The following is a 13,727-nucleotide window of genomic DNA, read 5'->3' as shown; positions in this document are numbered from 1 at the left end:
GCCGTTGCGCGTGCTCAGCGGACGAGGACCGGCGGTCCGTCCCCGGTCAGCCGGAAACACGCCTCGTTGACCTGCTCCACGAGGCCGTCCTCGACCAGGCCGGCCAACGCCCGAAAGCGTTGTGTTTCGTCGGCCCACACCTGGTCCAGGCGTTGCCGGGGCACCGGGGCGGTTGCCTCCCGGAGCACGCCGAGCAGCAGTCCACGGACCTGACGGTCGGTGCCCGCGTACCGTTGCGGACGTCGGGTGGGGCCGGTCGGCGCTGGCTGCCCGGAGGCCCGCCAGGCGCAGATCGAAGCGACCGGACAACTCCCGCACCGCGGTGACCGGGCCGTGCAGACCACCGCTCCCAGTTCCATGAATGCGGCACTGGCGAGCGCAGCGGCGGCCGGTTCCGCCGGCAGTAGCTCCTCGGCGGCGACTAGGTCTGCCGGGCGGGTGGCGGGCCCGGCGTCCGGTTCACCCGCGACCGCCCGACAGATCACCCGTCGTACGTTGGTGTCCACCACGGGGTGCCGCTGCCCGTACGCGAACGCGGCCACGGCCCGCGCCGTGTACGTGCCAACTCCCGGCAGGGCCAGCAGCTGCTCCAGCCGGTTCGGCACCTGCCCGTCGTGCCGCTCCACGATCGCCACCGCGGCCTCGCGCAGTCGGACCGCCCGTCGTGGGTAGCCGAGCCGCCCCCACATTCGGATCGCCTCTGCTGGCGGCTCCACCGCCAAGTCGGCCGGGGCTGGCCAGCGGGCCATCCAGTCCGTCCAGGCTGGCAGCACCCGGGCGACCGGGGTCTGCTGGAGCATCACCTCACTGACGAGGATGGCCCAGGCGCCAACCTCAGGGCGCCGCCACGGCAGGTCCCGCGCATGCTGCGTGTACCACCGGCTGACCCGGGTGGTGAAGGTCGGTTCAGTCATCGTCGGTCGATCATGTCACGCCGTGGGATGCGCGCTCCTCCGGCGGCCAGCCCCGCTGACCAGTCCCGACAAGTGGTTGACCGGGGGTTTATGGGTGGCGTTCTGGGACTGGTCGGGGAGAATCTGGGGATGAGCGAGCTCGCCATCACCGTCATTGGCCGGGACCGGCCCGGCATCGTGGCCGATGTCGCCGAGGCACTCGCCCGCCTCGGTGCGAACCTCACCGATAGCACCATGACCCGGCTCCGAGGACAGTTCGCGATGACGCTGATCTGCGCGGGCCCGGCCGTCGCCGAGGCCGAGGCCGCGCTGGCGCCGCTCGCCGCCGATGGTCGGCTACTGGCGACGGTACGCGCGGTGGTGCCGGATGCGGAGCAGGCGCCGAACGGCACGCCGTACGTGCTGGCAGTGCATGGCGCTGACCGGATGGGCATCGTCGCCGCCATGACCCGGGTGCTCGCGGAGGCGGGCGGCAACGTCACGGATCTGAGTACCCGGCTCGCCGGCGCGCTCTACGTCGTCCTCGCTGAGGTCGAGCTGCCACCGGGAGGGGTCGAGCAGGTGACAACACGGTTGGCGGCGACCGCCGCCGAGCTCGGGGTGGAGGTAACCCTCCGGCCAGCAGATCCGGACCTGCTGTGAACCGTGCGGAGTCCGCCGGCCTCGGCGACTGGACGTTGGACGTGCTGGGCCCCCCGGGTCAGGTGCGACCGGTGGTGTGCGCCCCGGCCGCGGTGCTCAGCCGGGCCGGTGACGAGGTGGATCCGACGGCGGAGCAGACGGTACGCCTCGCGGCCGATCTGGTCGCCACGATGCGCGTCTCTCCGGGCTGCGTCGGTCTGGCCGCCCCGCAGATCGGGGTCGGTGCCCGGGTCTTCGCGGTGGATGTCACCGGTCATCCGAAGACCGGCACCGGGCACGGTGCGTTTGTGCTGTGCAACGCGGTCGTGGTGGAGGCCAGTCGATGGAAGGCTGGACGGGAGGGGTGTATGTCCGTGCCGGATCTGACCGGTGACGTCAAACGTGCCGGTCACCTGGTGGTCGAGGGGGCCCTGCCCGGGACCGGAGCGATGGTTCGGTTGGTCACCGATGCGTTCGAGGCACGGGCCCTGCAACACGAGATCGACCACTGTTCAGGTCTGCTGTTCCTGGACCGGGTTGCCGGCGCCCACGCCGTGTACCAGCGCAAGGTGTACCTCTGATCACCGGTCCCGGCTCCGAGCCACTGGTCGGCCGGGAGAAGGTGACTCGGCCGCAGCGGCCTAGGTTACCTTCCGTTTGTATGTCTACACCTTCGGCGACCTGAGTGGTCGTAAGCGGAGAAAAGCTTCCGTTGGCGGAGGCTGGCTCGGCGCGTCGCTGTCGGTTGCCGCATGCGACGCCGCTACGGTAGGACATCATGCGTCTGACGGTCGGCCCCTTGCCCCCAGCCGTTTACTGGCGGCGTCGTGCCGTTGTGCTCGGAGCGGTGTTCCTTTTCCTGGTTGTGGTTTTCTACTCCTCGTGGGGTAGCTCGGAGGAGCCCGCCAACAAGAATGCCAGCGGGCAAGAGCAGTCCTCCGGCGACTCCGAAACCCCGGCGGGCACTGAGCAGCCGGAGCCCCCGGATGACTCGGGCGATGCCGGCGGGGAGGAGCCGCCCAACTCCGAGTCGTCCGAGTCGAGTGAGCCGGACGACCCGGCCCCAGCACCGCCAGCTCCCCCGGTCACCGACGCTGGAACCTGCGCCGATAGCGAGATCAGCGTGACCGCCATTGTCCAGTCGGAGTCAATGGGTCAGGGCAGCACCGTTGATCTGCAATTAAAGATCCAGAATAGTTCGGACCGGACCTGTAGCCGGGATGTCGGCGCGGACCTACAGGAGCTGTTCGTCAAGGATGGGGCGGCGATGGTCTGGTCCTCCGACACCTGTGGCACCAACGAGGGCTCGGATGTCCACTCGCTCACGCCGGGCGGCGTGCGGTCCTTTTGGATCACCTGGAATGGTAACGACCACACCCGCTGTCAAGGTGGGGTCGCCACCGGCCCCGAGGCCCCGCCCGGCACCTATGAGGTGTTCGCCCGGGTCGGCACGAAGTACAGCAAGCCCGTGCAGCTTGAGGTCACCGGCTGACGGAGCTGTACTTCAGTCGACGGGATCGCGCCCCGGCGGACCGCGGGGCGTACCGCACACCAGTAGGTCGGGCGTCGGCTCGTCGCCGGTGCCGTGCCATCGGCGGGGTCAGACGTAGCGTTCCAGGATCGATGCCTCAGCGAGCCGGGAAAGGCCTTCTCGGACACCCCTGGCCCGGGCGTCTCCGACGCCCTCAACGGCCTGCAGGTCCTCTACGGTCGCGCCGAGCAGCCGCTGCAGGCTGCCGAAGTGCCCCACCAGGCGGTCAACGATCGTCACCGGCAGCCGCGGAACCTTGGCCAGTAGCCGGAAGCCGCGGGGGCTGAGTGCGGCGTCGAGTGCGTCGGCGGCGGCCGGGTAGCCGATCGCTCTGCTGACCGCGACCAGGTCGATCAGTTCGGTTGCGGTCAGCAGGTCCAGCTCGACCAAGGCCTCGTCGAGGGTGCGTGACTTGCGGCCGGTGGGTAGGTAGTCCCGGATGACCAGGGTGCGATCGGCGTCCACACCGGCCATCAGCTCGTCGAGCTGCAGCGCGAGGAGCCGGCCGTCGGTGCCCAGCTCCACCACGTATCCGGCGATCTCGTCGGCGATTCGACGGACCATCTCGAGCCGTTGGACGACGGCGACCGCGTCCCGAACGGTGACCAGGTCCTCTATCTCCAGGGCGGAGAGGGTGCCGGAGACCTCGTCCAGGCGTAGCTTGTATCGCTCGAGCGTGGCGAGCGCCTGGTTGGCTCGGGAGAGGATGGCGGCCGAATCGTCCAGCGCGTGCCGCTGGCCGTTGACGTAGAGGCTGATGATCCGCATGGACTGGCTCACCGAGATGACCGGGTAGCCGGTCTGACGCGCGACTCGCTCGGCGGTGCGGTGCCGGGTGCCGGACTCCTCGGTGGGAATCGCGGGATCGGGCATCAGATGCACTGCTGCCCGGACAATCCGGCTACCGTCGCTGGAGAGCACCACGGCGCCATCCATTTTGCACAGTTCACGTACGCGGGTGGCGGAGAATTCCACGTCGAGCGGGAAGCCGCCGGTGCAGAGGCTTTCGACGACCTTGTCGTAGCCTAGGACGATCAGGGCGCCGGTGCGTCCGCGGAGGATCCGCTCCAGCCCGTCGCGCAGGGCGGTGCCGGGGGCCATCAGGGCCAGGTTGGCGCGGAGCGGGTCGCTGGCCGCGCCGCCGGTCACGTGCACGCTGATCGGACGGGTGGGCGAACCGACGGCACCGGTGCGGGCGTACGGTGTCGCGCCGGCAGGCTTGGTGGTGTCGCGGTCGGTCGGCACGGGGACAGTCTACGGACTACTCTGCGGTGGGTGCTGCCGCGGTTACTGTGATGTGTCGTGCTGCCCGGATTAACTGATTCCGCCGTCTATATGGTGATTCATCCGGAAGTTTCTGTATCGACGGGCTGAAGGTTATTCCGCAGATGCCCGCGCGACGGCTTGAAGCGCGGCCCGGACATCACTGACTTCGATCACTCGCAGTTGGTCGGCGCGGACGCCGGTGCTCTCCGGACCGCAGCCCGGTGGCACGAGGGCGAGCCGGAAGCCGAGCCGGGTCGCCTCAGCCAGCCGGCGTGGCACCGCCCCCACCCGGCGCACCTCACCGGTGAGGCCGACCTCCCCGATCGCCACCAGGTGCGGGGTGATTGCGAGGTTGAGTCCGCCGGAGGCGACCGCCAAGGCGACCGCCAGGTCGGCGGCTGGCTCGACGACCCGGATGCCGCCAACAGTGGCCGCGAAGACCTCCCGATCGTGCAGGGTCAACCGCTCCGTACGTCGTTGGAGCACCGCCAGGACCATCGCGAGTCGGGCTGAGTCGAGCCCGGAGACCGTCCGTCGGGGCGACCCGGCCACGGTCGCCCCGATCAGCGCCTGCACCTCGGTGACCAGGGCACGTCGCCCCTCCATCGCCACGGTGACGCAGGTGCCGGGAACCGGCTCCGAGTAGCGGGTGAGGAAGAGCCCGGACGGGTCGGCCAGGCTACTGATGCCGCCCTCGTGCATCTCGAAGCAGCCGACCTCGTCGGCCGCACCGAACCGGTTCTTCACCCCCCGCACCAACCGCAGGGACGAGTGCTTGTCTCCTTCGAAGTGCAGCACCACGTCAACCAGGTGTTCCAGCACCCGGGGGCCGGCCACTTGGCCGTCCTTGGTGACGTGCCCCACCAGCAGCGTCGCGATGCCCCGCTCCTTGGCGACCGCCACCAGGGCCGCGGTGACCGCACGGACCTGGGTCACCCCACCGGGCACTCCTTCGGTGCCGGTGGTCGAGATCGTCTGCACCGAATCCAGCACCAGCAGCCCCGGTTTGACCGCGTCCAGGTGCCCGAGTACCGCGGCGAGGTCGCTCTCGGCCGCCAGATAGAGCTGCTCGTGCAGGGTGCCCATCCGTTCGGCGCGTAGCCGGACCTGACTGACCGACTCCTCGCCACTGACCACGAGCGATGGGTTGGCGCCGCCGGCGGCCCACTGCTGCGCCACGTCGAGTAGCAGGGTCGACTTGCCGACCCCCGGCTCACCGGCGAGCAACACCACCGCGCCCGGAACCAGGCCGCCGCCGAGCACCCGGTCGAGCTCACTGACGCCGGTCGGGCGGGCACGCGCGGGCGCGGCGCTGATGGTGGCGATTGGTCGTGCGGGCTCGGCCGGCAGCCGAGAACTGACTACCCGGCCGGAGACGGTCGGGCCGGTCAGCGTGCACTCGACGACCGAACCCCACTCGCCGCACTCCGGGCAGCGGCCAACCCACTTCGGTGGCTGGTGACCGCAGGCGTCGCACTCGTAGGCGGGGCGGGGCTCGCGGGCGGCGCGGGCGCGGCCACCGGTCGCACCGGCGCGGGAGGATCGGGAGGTGGTCACCCCAGGACGTTAACCGTCGCGTCGGCGGTCAGTGCCCGGCGCCACCCGCACCACCGTGCCCGTCCTCCAACTCCTCGAAGCCGGTGTGGCGCTCGATGATCGGCTCTGGGGGAGTAGCCGGGCTCAGCGGCACGGAGACCGGAGCCGCTGCCCGGATCGTGGTGCCACCGAAGTCGAAGGTCACGAAGATGGCCTCACCAACGTGCAGCGGCGTGTTCAGTCCGATCAGCCGCAGCACCGTCGAGGTCTCCGAGTTGAGCTGCACGTAGCTCAGCGGTGGCACCGCGACTTGGGTCGGTCCGCCAGCGGGGGCCTCGGTCTCGGTAGTCGTCGTGGACGAGCCCTCCCCGAGCGGGGCGTGGGGGTCGCTGAGAACGATGTCCCGGGCGTCCTCGGTGGTGACGGTCACGATGACCCGGTCCGGCGAGTCGTTGTAGAGGACCACGTCCAGGTTCGCGTCGTCGCCGGCCTGGTAGCCATCCACCCCCGGATAGGCGATCAGCAGGCTACGAACGGCGAAGTCACCGTTCTTGCTCGCGACATTGACGCCCTGAACCGACGGTACGGTTCCGGCAGTCTCGGCAACCTGGCCGGCGCTGCATCCGGTGAGCAGTAGCCCGCTCGTTGCCAATCCGGCCAGCAACAGGGCCGACCGGCGGGAACCCCTGATCGAGCGCGTCACGTCGGTCCTCCTCGTCATGATCGGGCCCGGTCGTACGCCGGACACGGTGGCCATGCCCGTGCAGACCGCGCTCCAGGGTAGTTGGGACTGATCCAGTTCCGCACGCCGACCCGGGGATGCCACCTCTGCGGGCGTGCTCAGATCAACGGTCCGCTGGTCACGAGCAGAAGCACATCGATGAAAGCAATTATCAGAACTGCTCGGAAGGCGGCCACCGACCGGTTCTTGGTGCGGTTGGTGACGCGCTCGCCGCACCAGAGGAGCGGTGGTATCAGCAGGGCGGCGATCACCGTGGCGAGCCCGACCGGCGACGGTGGTCCGGGCGGCCCGAACACCAGGGCGGCGGTCGCGGCGAGAAGGAGTCCGATGGCCGCGATTCGACTGCCGCCCGCGCCGAGCCGGTGGGGCAGCCCGCGGACCCCGGTGCGGGCGTCGTCATCGAGATCGGGCAGCACGTTCGCGAAGTGCGCGCCCGCGCCGAGCAGGGCTGCGGCGGTGACCAGCCAGACCGGTGGGGTTCCAGCGGCCGGCAGGGCCAGCACGACGAAGGCCGGCAACGACCCGAAGGAGATCGAGTAGGGCAGGACCGACAGTGGTGAGGACTTCAGCGGCCAGTTGTAGAGCAGCGCGGAGATCAGGGCGGCGGTGGCTACGGCCGCAGCGGGTTGGTTCGTCGTCAGCGCGAGCACCGGGGTGGCGAGCGTGGCCGTGACCGCGGCTAGAGCGGTTGTGCGGCGGCTGACCAGACCGGCGGCGACCGGCTTGTCGCGTCGCCCGACCACGATGTCCCGCTTTGCGTCGAGCGCGTCGTTGGTCCAACCGACGGCGAGTTGGCTGGCGGCCACGGTGAGCACCACGGCGACCACCCCCGCCGGCCGGTGCCCGACGCCCCAGGCGAGCAGGCCAGCCACGGTGGTGACCGCGGCTGCGGGCTCGGGATGACTGGCCCGGAGCAGGGCCACCACCCGCCGGGTGCGGGTCGCTCCCGAGCCGGCGTCGCCGGTTGCGGGCCCGGCTTGGTCTGGCCGGGTCAGCACCCGCGCGACACGCCGTAGCACTGAGGAGGTCATGAGGGAAGTCTGGTCGTTACCGGGCAGTCGTGCCACGCTCAGTCCATGCCAGACGCGGGTCGCACCCTGCCGCGCAATGATCCGCGCCAGTACGACGACCTGGCCGGGGAGTGGTGGCGGCCGGACGGCGCGTTCGCCATGTTGCACTGGCTGGCCGAGTCCCGGGCGGCGTTGGTGCCTGCGGCGTCGCACCCCGCCGCCCTTCTGGTCGATCTCGGCTGCGGTGCCGGGCTACTCGCCCCGCACCTGGCCGGCAAGGGCTATCGACATGTTGGGGTCGACCTGACCGGCTCGGCGCTACGCCAGGCCGCCGGGCATGGCGTGACGGTGGTCAACGCCGACGCGACCGCCGTGCCGCTCGCCTCCGGCTGCGCCGACGTGGTGGCCGCGGGCGAACTGTTGGAGCACGTTCCCGACTGGCGAACGGTGGTGGCCGAGGCCTGCCGCCTACTCCGCCCGGGCGGGCTGCTCGTCCTCGACACGCTCAATGACACCGCGCTGAGTCGCCTACTCGCCGTCCACATCGGCGAGCGGCTGCCCACGGTCCCACGGGGGATCCACGACCCACGGTTGTTCGTGGATGCCCGCGCGTTGGCCGCCGAATGCGCCCGGCACGGTGTTGACCTGCGGGTGCGTGGGATTCGACCGCAGCTGACCCGGATGCTCGGCTGGCTGGCCCGGCGGGCAGGGAGTGCGGGCGGGGTGCCTCCACGCATCGTGCCGACCTGGTCAACCGCAGTGCTCTACCAGGGCTGGGGCCGACGTGACCAGGGCTGGGGCCGGCGCGAGCGCGATCAGACGCGGACGGATGTACCCAAGGAGGGGACGGTCGCATGATGCAGGCTGTTCAGGTGGCCCGTCGGTTGGCGCCGCGATTCGCCGCTCGGGCGGCTGACCACGACCGGGATGGCACCTTCCCGGCCGACGATTTCCGAGACCTCCGGGAGGCGGGCCTGTTCGGCCTGATGGTGCCGCGGGAGCTTGGCGGCCTGGGCGCCACCTTCGGGGAGTACGCGGCCGTCGCGACCGAGCTGGCCCGGGGAAACGGCGCGACCGCGCTGGTGTTCAACATGCACGCCTCGGTCACCGGTGCGCTGGGCGCGGTGACCGAGGAACTGGCCGAAACGCTCGGTCTGCCGGACGCGGCGTTGGCGGCGCGGGACCGGCTGCTGCGTGCGGCGGCGGATGGTTCCTGGTACGCGGTGGCGATGAGCGAACGCGGGGCAGGGGCCCGGCTTTCGCGGCTCAGCACGGTGTACGAGCCGGTTGATGGCGGCTGGCGGATTAAGGGCAGCAAGACCTTCTGCTCCGGCGCCGGCCACGCCGACGGCTATCTGGTGGCCGCCCGTAGCGCGGCTGATCCTTCGGTGGTCTCCCAGTTTCTGGTGCCGGCGGGAGGCGGGCTGGCCGTCGAGGAGACCTGGGACTCGCTGGGCATGCGGGCGACGTCCTCGCATGATCTGCACCTGGAGGTCACGGTGCCGGCAGACCGGCTGCTCGGCGGGGTCGAGGGGCTGGCTCTGGTCGTCGCGCAGTTGATGCCGCACTGGCTGGTCGCGAGCTACGCCGCGGTCTACGTCGGGGTCGCGCGCGCGGCGATTGACGCCGCGGCCGAGCACCTGAACGCCCGTGACCTCGGCGGTCTGCCGGCGGTCCGGGCCCGGCTCGGTCGCGCCGATGCGGCGGTGGCCGCGGCGGACCTGGTGGTGGCGGAGGCGGCCCGGCGGGTGGACGAGGCGCCCGGTGACGCCGAGACGAACCGTTGGGTCTGGCGGGCGAAGTTGCTGGCGGGCACCACCGCGGCCGACGTGGCGGCCTCGGTGCTGGAGGCGGCCGGCACCGCGGCCACTCGGCGGGGGCATCCGCTGGAGCGGCTGTACCGGGATGCGCGTTGCGGTTCGCTGCACCCCGCCACCTCCGACGTCTGTGCGGACTGGCTCGGCATCGCCGTGCTCGGTGGTGACCCGGACCGTGACGGGTCGGCCCCTCGTTGGTGAACGTGCCGGGAGAGCAGAACGAAGGGTGGGCATCATGGCCGTGCCGGTGATCGCGGGAATCGGTACGGCGCATCCGCCGTCGGCCGACCAGGGTGAGCTGTGGGAGGGCTTCTTCGCGCGGCACTTCTCCGGAACCACCCGGGCTCTGGCCCAACGGATCTTCGCCAACTCGGGGGTGAAGCGCCGGCAGGCTGCGGTCAATCCGGTGCTGGAGGATGTCTCCGACTGGCCGACCGAGCGGCGGATGCGGCGCTATCAGGTGGAGGCGCTGCCGCTGGGCAAGGAGGCGGTGGGACGGGCGCTCACCGCCGCCGGGCTGGCCGCCGGCGACGTCGGGCTCTTCGTGGTCTGTTCCTGCACTGGCTACGCAACCCCGGGGCTGGACATTCTCCTCGCCCGGGACCTCGGCATGGCACCGGACGCGCAGCGGGTCTTCGTCGGTCACATGGGCTGCTATGCGGCGTTGCCGGGGCTGGGCGTGGCGAGCGACTTCGTGACCGCCCGGGGCCGACCCGCCCTGCTGCTCTGCGCCGAGCTGACCAGCCTGCACATTCAGCCCGCCACCGCCCGGGTGGACACCCAGCAGATCGTCTCGCACGCGCTCTTCTCCGACGCCGCGGTGGCCGCCGTGGTTGTGCCCGGTGGCCCCGGGTACGCGGTGCGTGAGGTCGCCTCGGTGACCGACACCTCCACCGCCGATCACATGACGTGGGATGTCACCGATACCGGGTTCCGGATGGGGTTGTCGCCGAAGGTGCCGCAGGTGCTCTCCACGCAGGTACGGGCGTTGGTAGACAGCCTGCTTGCCCGGTACGGCACGCGCCGGTCGGAGGTGGATGGCTGGGCGGTGCACCCGGGCGGCCCCCGCATCCTCAACGTGGTGGAGCGGGAACTGGCCCTGCCGCCGGCCGCCCTGGCGGCGTCCCGGGAGACGCTGGCCGAGCACGGCAACTGTTCGTCGCCGACAGTGTTGTTGGTGCTGGATCGACTGCACCGAGCGGTCGCGCCGGCGGGACGGGTGGTGATGTTGGCCTTCGGCCCGGGCCTGACCCTGTACGCGGGCCTCCTCGAACGGTCAGCCGGCGAGGCGGGCTAGTTCGGGTTCGAAGTCGGCGGTGGAGCGGAACTCGGGGAGCACCTTCTGCACCGTGCCGGTGCGGTCCACGAGCAGCGCGCTGACCACGTCGGTCCGGGGCGGCAGGCGCAGAAAGGCGCGCAACCCGTCGGCCGGGTCGTCGAGCGTACGAAGGGTGGGGGCCGAGGCCGGGGGCGACTCGCGTACGGCGGGGTCGGGGTTGATGATGATCACGGAAACCCCGGGCGGCGCGACGGCGACGGCGTTGGCCACCTCGGCCGGGCAGGCGCACGCGTCGGTGAGGAGGATAACGGCGGGCAGCAGACCCCGCAGCGGTACCGGTTGACCGTTGTCCACCAAGTCGAACGCGGGGATGGTTCGCCCGATCAAGTCGGCTGGCGGTGCCGGCGTGGCCGGGGTTGACGCGGCCGGGGCGGGGGGCAGTTGCGCCCAGATGGTCGCGCTCAGCCCGGCCAAGACGGTGACCAGGGTCACCAGGAGTGCCAGTAGCGCAGGCGCGACTGAACCGGATGGGGGCGGACGGTTCAGTTCCCGGCGGACCTGTTTGGCTTCGGCTGAGAGCTCGGCGGCGTTGTCCGGTACGACCACCCGGCCCCATTCGGGTGGCAGGTCCGGCAGTCCGGAGTCGTCGTCTGCGGTGGGCCTACCCATCGAACTCCCTGGAATTATGGCGAGCCTGAGGCAGGCTCTTGTTCAGCCTGCCGTACTGGTCCCGCTCCCGCCAGGCATGGGCGTGGGCCCGCGATGCGGGCTACCATGAGTTGAGCGCATCGTCTTGGATCCCGGGTTTCGTCACTCAGTCGTGGCGGCACATTGCCGTTACGGAGCGTGTTCATTGCTTCGGTCTGACTGCCGGTCAAACTGAAGAAATCCCTCTCACAGAGCCCCTGAGCTGCGCCAACGGTCAGGGCAGCGGTGAGACACCGGTGTCTGAGCGTGTTACCCTAGACACAGCGAAAGGGGTTTCGAACCTATGGTTTTCAGTGTCGGCGAGACCGTTGTTTACCCCCACCACGGGGCCGCACTCATCGAGGCAATCGAGACTCGGGTCATCAAGGGCGAGGAGAAGCAGTACCTCGTTCTCAGGGTCGCGCAGGGTGACCTCACGGTCCGGGTTCCCGCGGAGAATGCCGAGATCGTGGGTGTGCGCGAGGTGGTCGGCGAAGAGGGCCTCGGCAAGGTCTTTGACGTTCTCCGGGCTCCGCACACCGAGGAGCCGACCAACTGGTCACGGCGTTACAAGGCGAATCTTGAGAAGTTGGCCTCCGGTAATCCGCTGAAGGTGGCCGAGGTCGTCCGCGACCTGTGGCGTCGAGAGCGGGAGCGGGGGCTGTCCGCAGGCGAGAAGCGCATGCTCGCCAAGGCCCGCGACATTCTCGTTGGTGAGGTCGCACTGGCCGAAAAGAGCACCAAGGACGAGGCGGAGACGCTGCTCGACAAGGTGCTGACCGAAGCCTGATCTGCACCTGATCGTCGTACCCGATCTGCCATGAGGAAATCACCGAGGACCGCGACGTGACCGCGCAGCTTGATCCGCGCGGTGACGTCGCGGTCCTCGTGCCTGCGGCCGGTGCCGGCGTACGGCTGGGCCCCGGCCGGCCGAAGGCCCTTCGGCTGCTCGGCGGGGAGCCGCTACTGGTGCACGCGGTCCGTCGGCTCGCCGCCGCCGCGTCGGTGCACACCGTGGTGGTGGCCGCTCCGGCGGCCGACCTCGTCGCGGTCCGCGAACTGTTGGCCCCGGTGGCACCGGTCACCGTGGTGCCGGGCGGCGCCCAACGGCAGGCCTCGGTCGCCGCCGCGCTCGCCGCAGTCCCCGCCGGCCCGGAGGTCGTGCTGGTGCACGATGCGGCCCGAGCACTCACCCCACCCGAGCTGGTCGAGTCGGTTGCCGAGGCGGTCCGGTCCGGTCACGACGCGGTGATCCCGGTGCTGCCGGTGGTCGACACCATCAAGGAGGTCGGTGTCGGCGAACGGGTCCTCGGCACGGTCGATCGCTCCGCTCTGCGGGCGGTGCAGACGCCGCAGGGGTTCCGGCGGTCGGTGTTGACCACCGCGCACGCCGCCGCTACCGACCCGCTCACCGACGATGCCGGCCTGGTCGAGAAGCTGGGTGTGCCGGTGGTCTGCGTACCCGGGTCCGAACACGCCCTGAAGATCACACGCCCGTTCGACCTGGCGCTGGCCGAGCACCTGCTGACGGTCGGCCGCTGACGCGTACCCTCGGATGGTGATCGTTCCGCGGGTTGCCATCGGCGTTGACATGCACGCTTTCGAGTCCGGTCGGCCATGTTGGGTTGCCGGCCTGCACTGGCCCGGGCAGGACGGCCTGGCCGGGCATTCGGATGCGGATGTCGCCGCCCACGCCGCGTGTAACGCGTTGCTCTCCGCCGCCGACCTCGGCGATCTCGGCGCCAACTTCGGGGTGGGGCAGCCGGAGTGGTCCGGTGCTTCCGGCGTGGCTCTGCTCAGCGAGAGCGCCCGTCGGGTGCGGGCGGCCGGCTACACGATCGGCAACGTGTCGGTGCAGGTGATTGGGAACCGTCCCAAGATCGGGCCGCGTCGGGCCGAGGCGCAGCAGGTGCTCTCGGCGGCGGTGGGCGCCCCGGTCAGCGTCTCCGCCGCCACCACCGACGGGCTCGGCTTTCCCGGCCGGGATGAGGGCCTGACCGGTATCGCGGTGGCCTTGGTGTACGCGGCCCCCACGAATGATCGCTTCTGAGGCGGCCAGCGCGGACCACCACCTGGTGCCCGCCGATTGGACCGTCGGGCGCCGGTTGCCGACGATAGCCGTGGATCGTCCCGACGAGGCCCCATGCATCGAACAGGCCACGGTGTCCTGGGGCGTTCGGTCCACCCCACGATCCGCTCACTCTTGGCAACCACACCTTCGATGACCAGCGGGGACAATCCCGAGAACGCCATCCATGTAAATTTATCGACGTCTTCCACACGCCGGAGTTCGTGACCCCTCGCCACCTTCGTTACCACCGATT

General features: G+C 70.6%; 15 protein-coding genes. 9 read left to right on the top strand and 6 right to left on the bottom strand.

The genetic code is table 11. The features are described from left to right. Nucleotides 1-14 precede the first annotated feature (14 nt). Entirely contained in the window at nucleotides 15-914 is a 900-nt protein-coding gene (locus B116_RS0108235) for an HhH-GPD family protein (protein ID WP_027659763.1), read from the bottom strand. Nucleotides 915-1,043: 129 nt separating this feature from the next. Here B116_RS0108235 and B116_RS0108230 point away from each other — a divergent pair, with 129 nt between their 5' ends. From B116_RS0108230 to B116_RS0108220, 3 genes are all read left to right on the top strand, one after another. Continuing rightward, a complete protein-coding gene (locus B116_RS0108230) occupies nucleotides 1,044-1,556 on the top strand; it encodes a glycine cleavage system protein R (protein ID WP_027659762.1) in 513 nt (170 codons plus the stop codon). Continuing rightward, entirely contained in the window at nucleotides 1,553-2,116 is a 564-nt protein-coding gene (locus tag B116_RS0108225; protein WP_018720972.1) for a peptide deformylase, read from the top strand. Before B116_RS0108230 ends, B116_RS0108225 begins: the two co-directional genes overlap by 4 nt. Nucleotides 2,117-2,313: 197 nt before the next feature. After that, on the top strand, nucleotides 2,314-3,027 hold the full coding sequence (locus B116_RS0108220; protein WP_027659761.1) for a hypothetical protein: 714 nt from the start codon (nucleotides 2,314-2,316) through the stop codon (nucleotides 3,025-3,027). 108 nt (nucleotides 3,028-3,135) lie between these two features. On the opposite strand, the gene disA is transcribed toward B116_RS0108220, so the two are convergent. The 4 genes from disA to B116_RS0108200 all read right to left on the bottom strand — a co-directional run bounded on the left by disA (nucleotide 3,136) and on the right by B116_RS0108200 (nucleotide 7,641). After that, on the bottom strand, nucleotides 3,136-4,311 hold the full coding sequence (disA, locus tag B116_RS0108215; protein ID WP_018720970.1) for a DNA integrity scanning diadenylate cyclase DisA: 1,176 nt from the start codon (nucleotides 4,309-4,311) through the stop codon (nucleotides 3,136-3,138). 132 nt (nucleotides 4,312-4,443) lie between these two features. Continuing rightward, entirely contained in the window at nucleotides 4,444-5,889 is a 1,446-nt protein-coding gene (gene radA / locus B116_RS0108210) for a DNA repair protein RadA (protein ID WP_027659760.1), read from the bottom strand. 28 nt (nucleotides 5,890-5,917) lie between these two features. Continuing rightward, nucleotides 5,918-6,571: a hypothetical protein gene (locus B116_RS0108205; protein ID WP_027659759.1), complete on the bottom strand. Its 654-nt coding sequence runs from the start codon at nucleotides 6,569-6,571 to the stop codon at nucleotides 5,918-5,920. A 137-nt stretch (nucleotides 6,572-6,708) separates the two neighbouring features. Beyond that, on the bottom strand, nucleotides 6,709-7,641 hold the full coding sequence (locus B116_RS0108200; RefSeq protein WP_027659758.1) for a UbiA family prenyltransferase: 933 nt from the start codon (nucleotides 7,639-7,641) through the stop codon (nucleotides 6,709-6,711). Nucleotides 7,642-7,686: 45 nt separating this feature from the next. Here B116_RS0108200 and B116_RS0108195 point away from each other — a divergent pair, with 45 nt between their 5' ends. Genes B116_RS0108195 through B116_RS0108185 form a run of 3 tightly spaced genes read left to right on the top strand, consistent with a single transcriptional unit; the run spans nucleotide 7,687 to nucleotide 10,734 of the window. Further along, entirely contained in the window at nucleotides 7,687-8,478 is a 792-nt protein-coding gene (locus B116_RS0108195) for a methyltransferase domain-containing protein (protein WP_027659757.1), read from the top strand. Continuing rightward, entirely contained in the window at nucleotides 8,475-9,638 is a 1,164-nt protein-coding gene (locus tag B116_RS0108190; RefSeq protein ID WP_027659756.1) for an acyl-CoA dehydrogenase family protein, read from the top strand. Before B116_RS0108195 ends, B116_RS0108190 begins: the two co-directional genes overlap by 4 nt. A gap of 34 nt (nucleotides 9,639-9,672) precedes the next feature. Further along, on the top strand, nucleotides 9,673-10,734 hold the full coding sequence (locus B116_RS0108185) for a type III polyketide synthase (RefSeq protein ID WP_033667427.1): 1,062 nt from the start codon (nucleotides 9,673-9,675) through the stop codon (nucleotides 10,732-10,734). Here the strand turns inward: B116_RS0108185 and B116_RS0108180 are convergent. Further along, a complete protein-coding gene (locus B116_RS0108180; protein WP_027659754.1) occupies nucleotides 10,714-11,385 on the bottom strand; it encodes a hypothetical protein in 672 nt (223 codons plus the stop codon). The two genes, B116_RS0108185 and B116_RS0108180, sit on opposite strands and share 21 nt — an antisense overlap. 322 nt (nucleotides 11,386-11,707) lie before the next feature. Between B116_RS0108180 and B116_RS0108175 the strand changes: the two genes are divergently transcribed. The 3 genes from B116_RS0108175 to ispF are packed head-to-tail and all read left to right on the top strand — an operon-like array spanning nucleotide 11,708 to nucleotide 13,453. After that, nucleotides 11,708-12,193 (top strand): CarD family transcriptional regulator, encoded by a 486-nt coding sequence (locus B116_RS0108175; RefSeq protein ID WP_012015454.1) that lies wholly within the window; start codon nucleotides 11,708-11,710, stop codon nucleotides 12,191-12,193. A 56-nt stretch (nucleotides 12,194-12,249) separates the two neighbouring features. Next, a complete protein-coding gene (ispD, locus tag B116_RS0108170) occupies nucleotides 12,250-12,945 on the top strand; it encodes a 2-C-methyl-D-erythritol 4-phosphate cytidylyltransferase (protein WP_027659753.1) in 696 nt (231 codons plus the stop codon). Between the two features lie 13 nt (nucleotides 12,946-12,958). Further along, a complete protein-coding gene (gene ispF, locus B116_RS0108165; protein ID WP_027659752.1) occupies nucleotides 12,959-13,453 on the top strand; it encodes a 2-C-methyl-D-erythritol 2,4-cyclodiphosphate synthase in 495 nt (164 codons plus the stop codon). The last annotated feature ends 274 nt before the right edge of the window (nucleotides 13,454-13,727 follow it).

The organism is Salinispora fenicalii, from assembly GCF_000514815.1.
Taxonomy (GTDB): domain Bacteria; phylum Actinomycetota; class Actinomycetes; order Mycobacteriales; family Micromonosporaceae; genus Micromonospora; species Micromonospora fenicalii.
The sequence above is the reverse complement of the archived record's forward strand: the minus strand, read 5'-3'. Positions and strand labels throughout refer to the sequence as shown.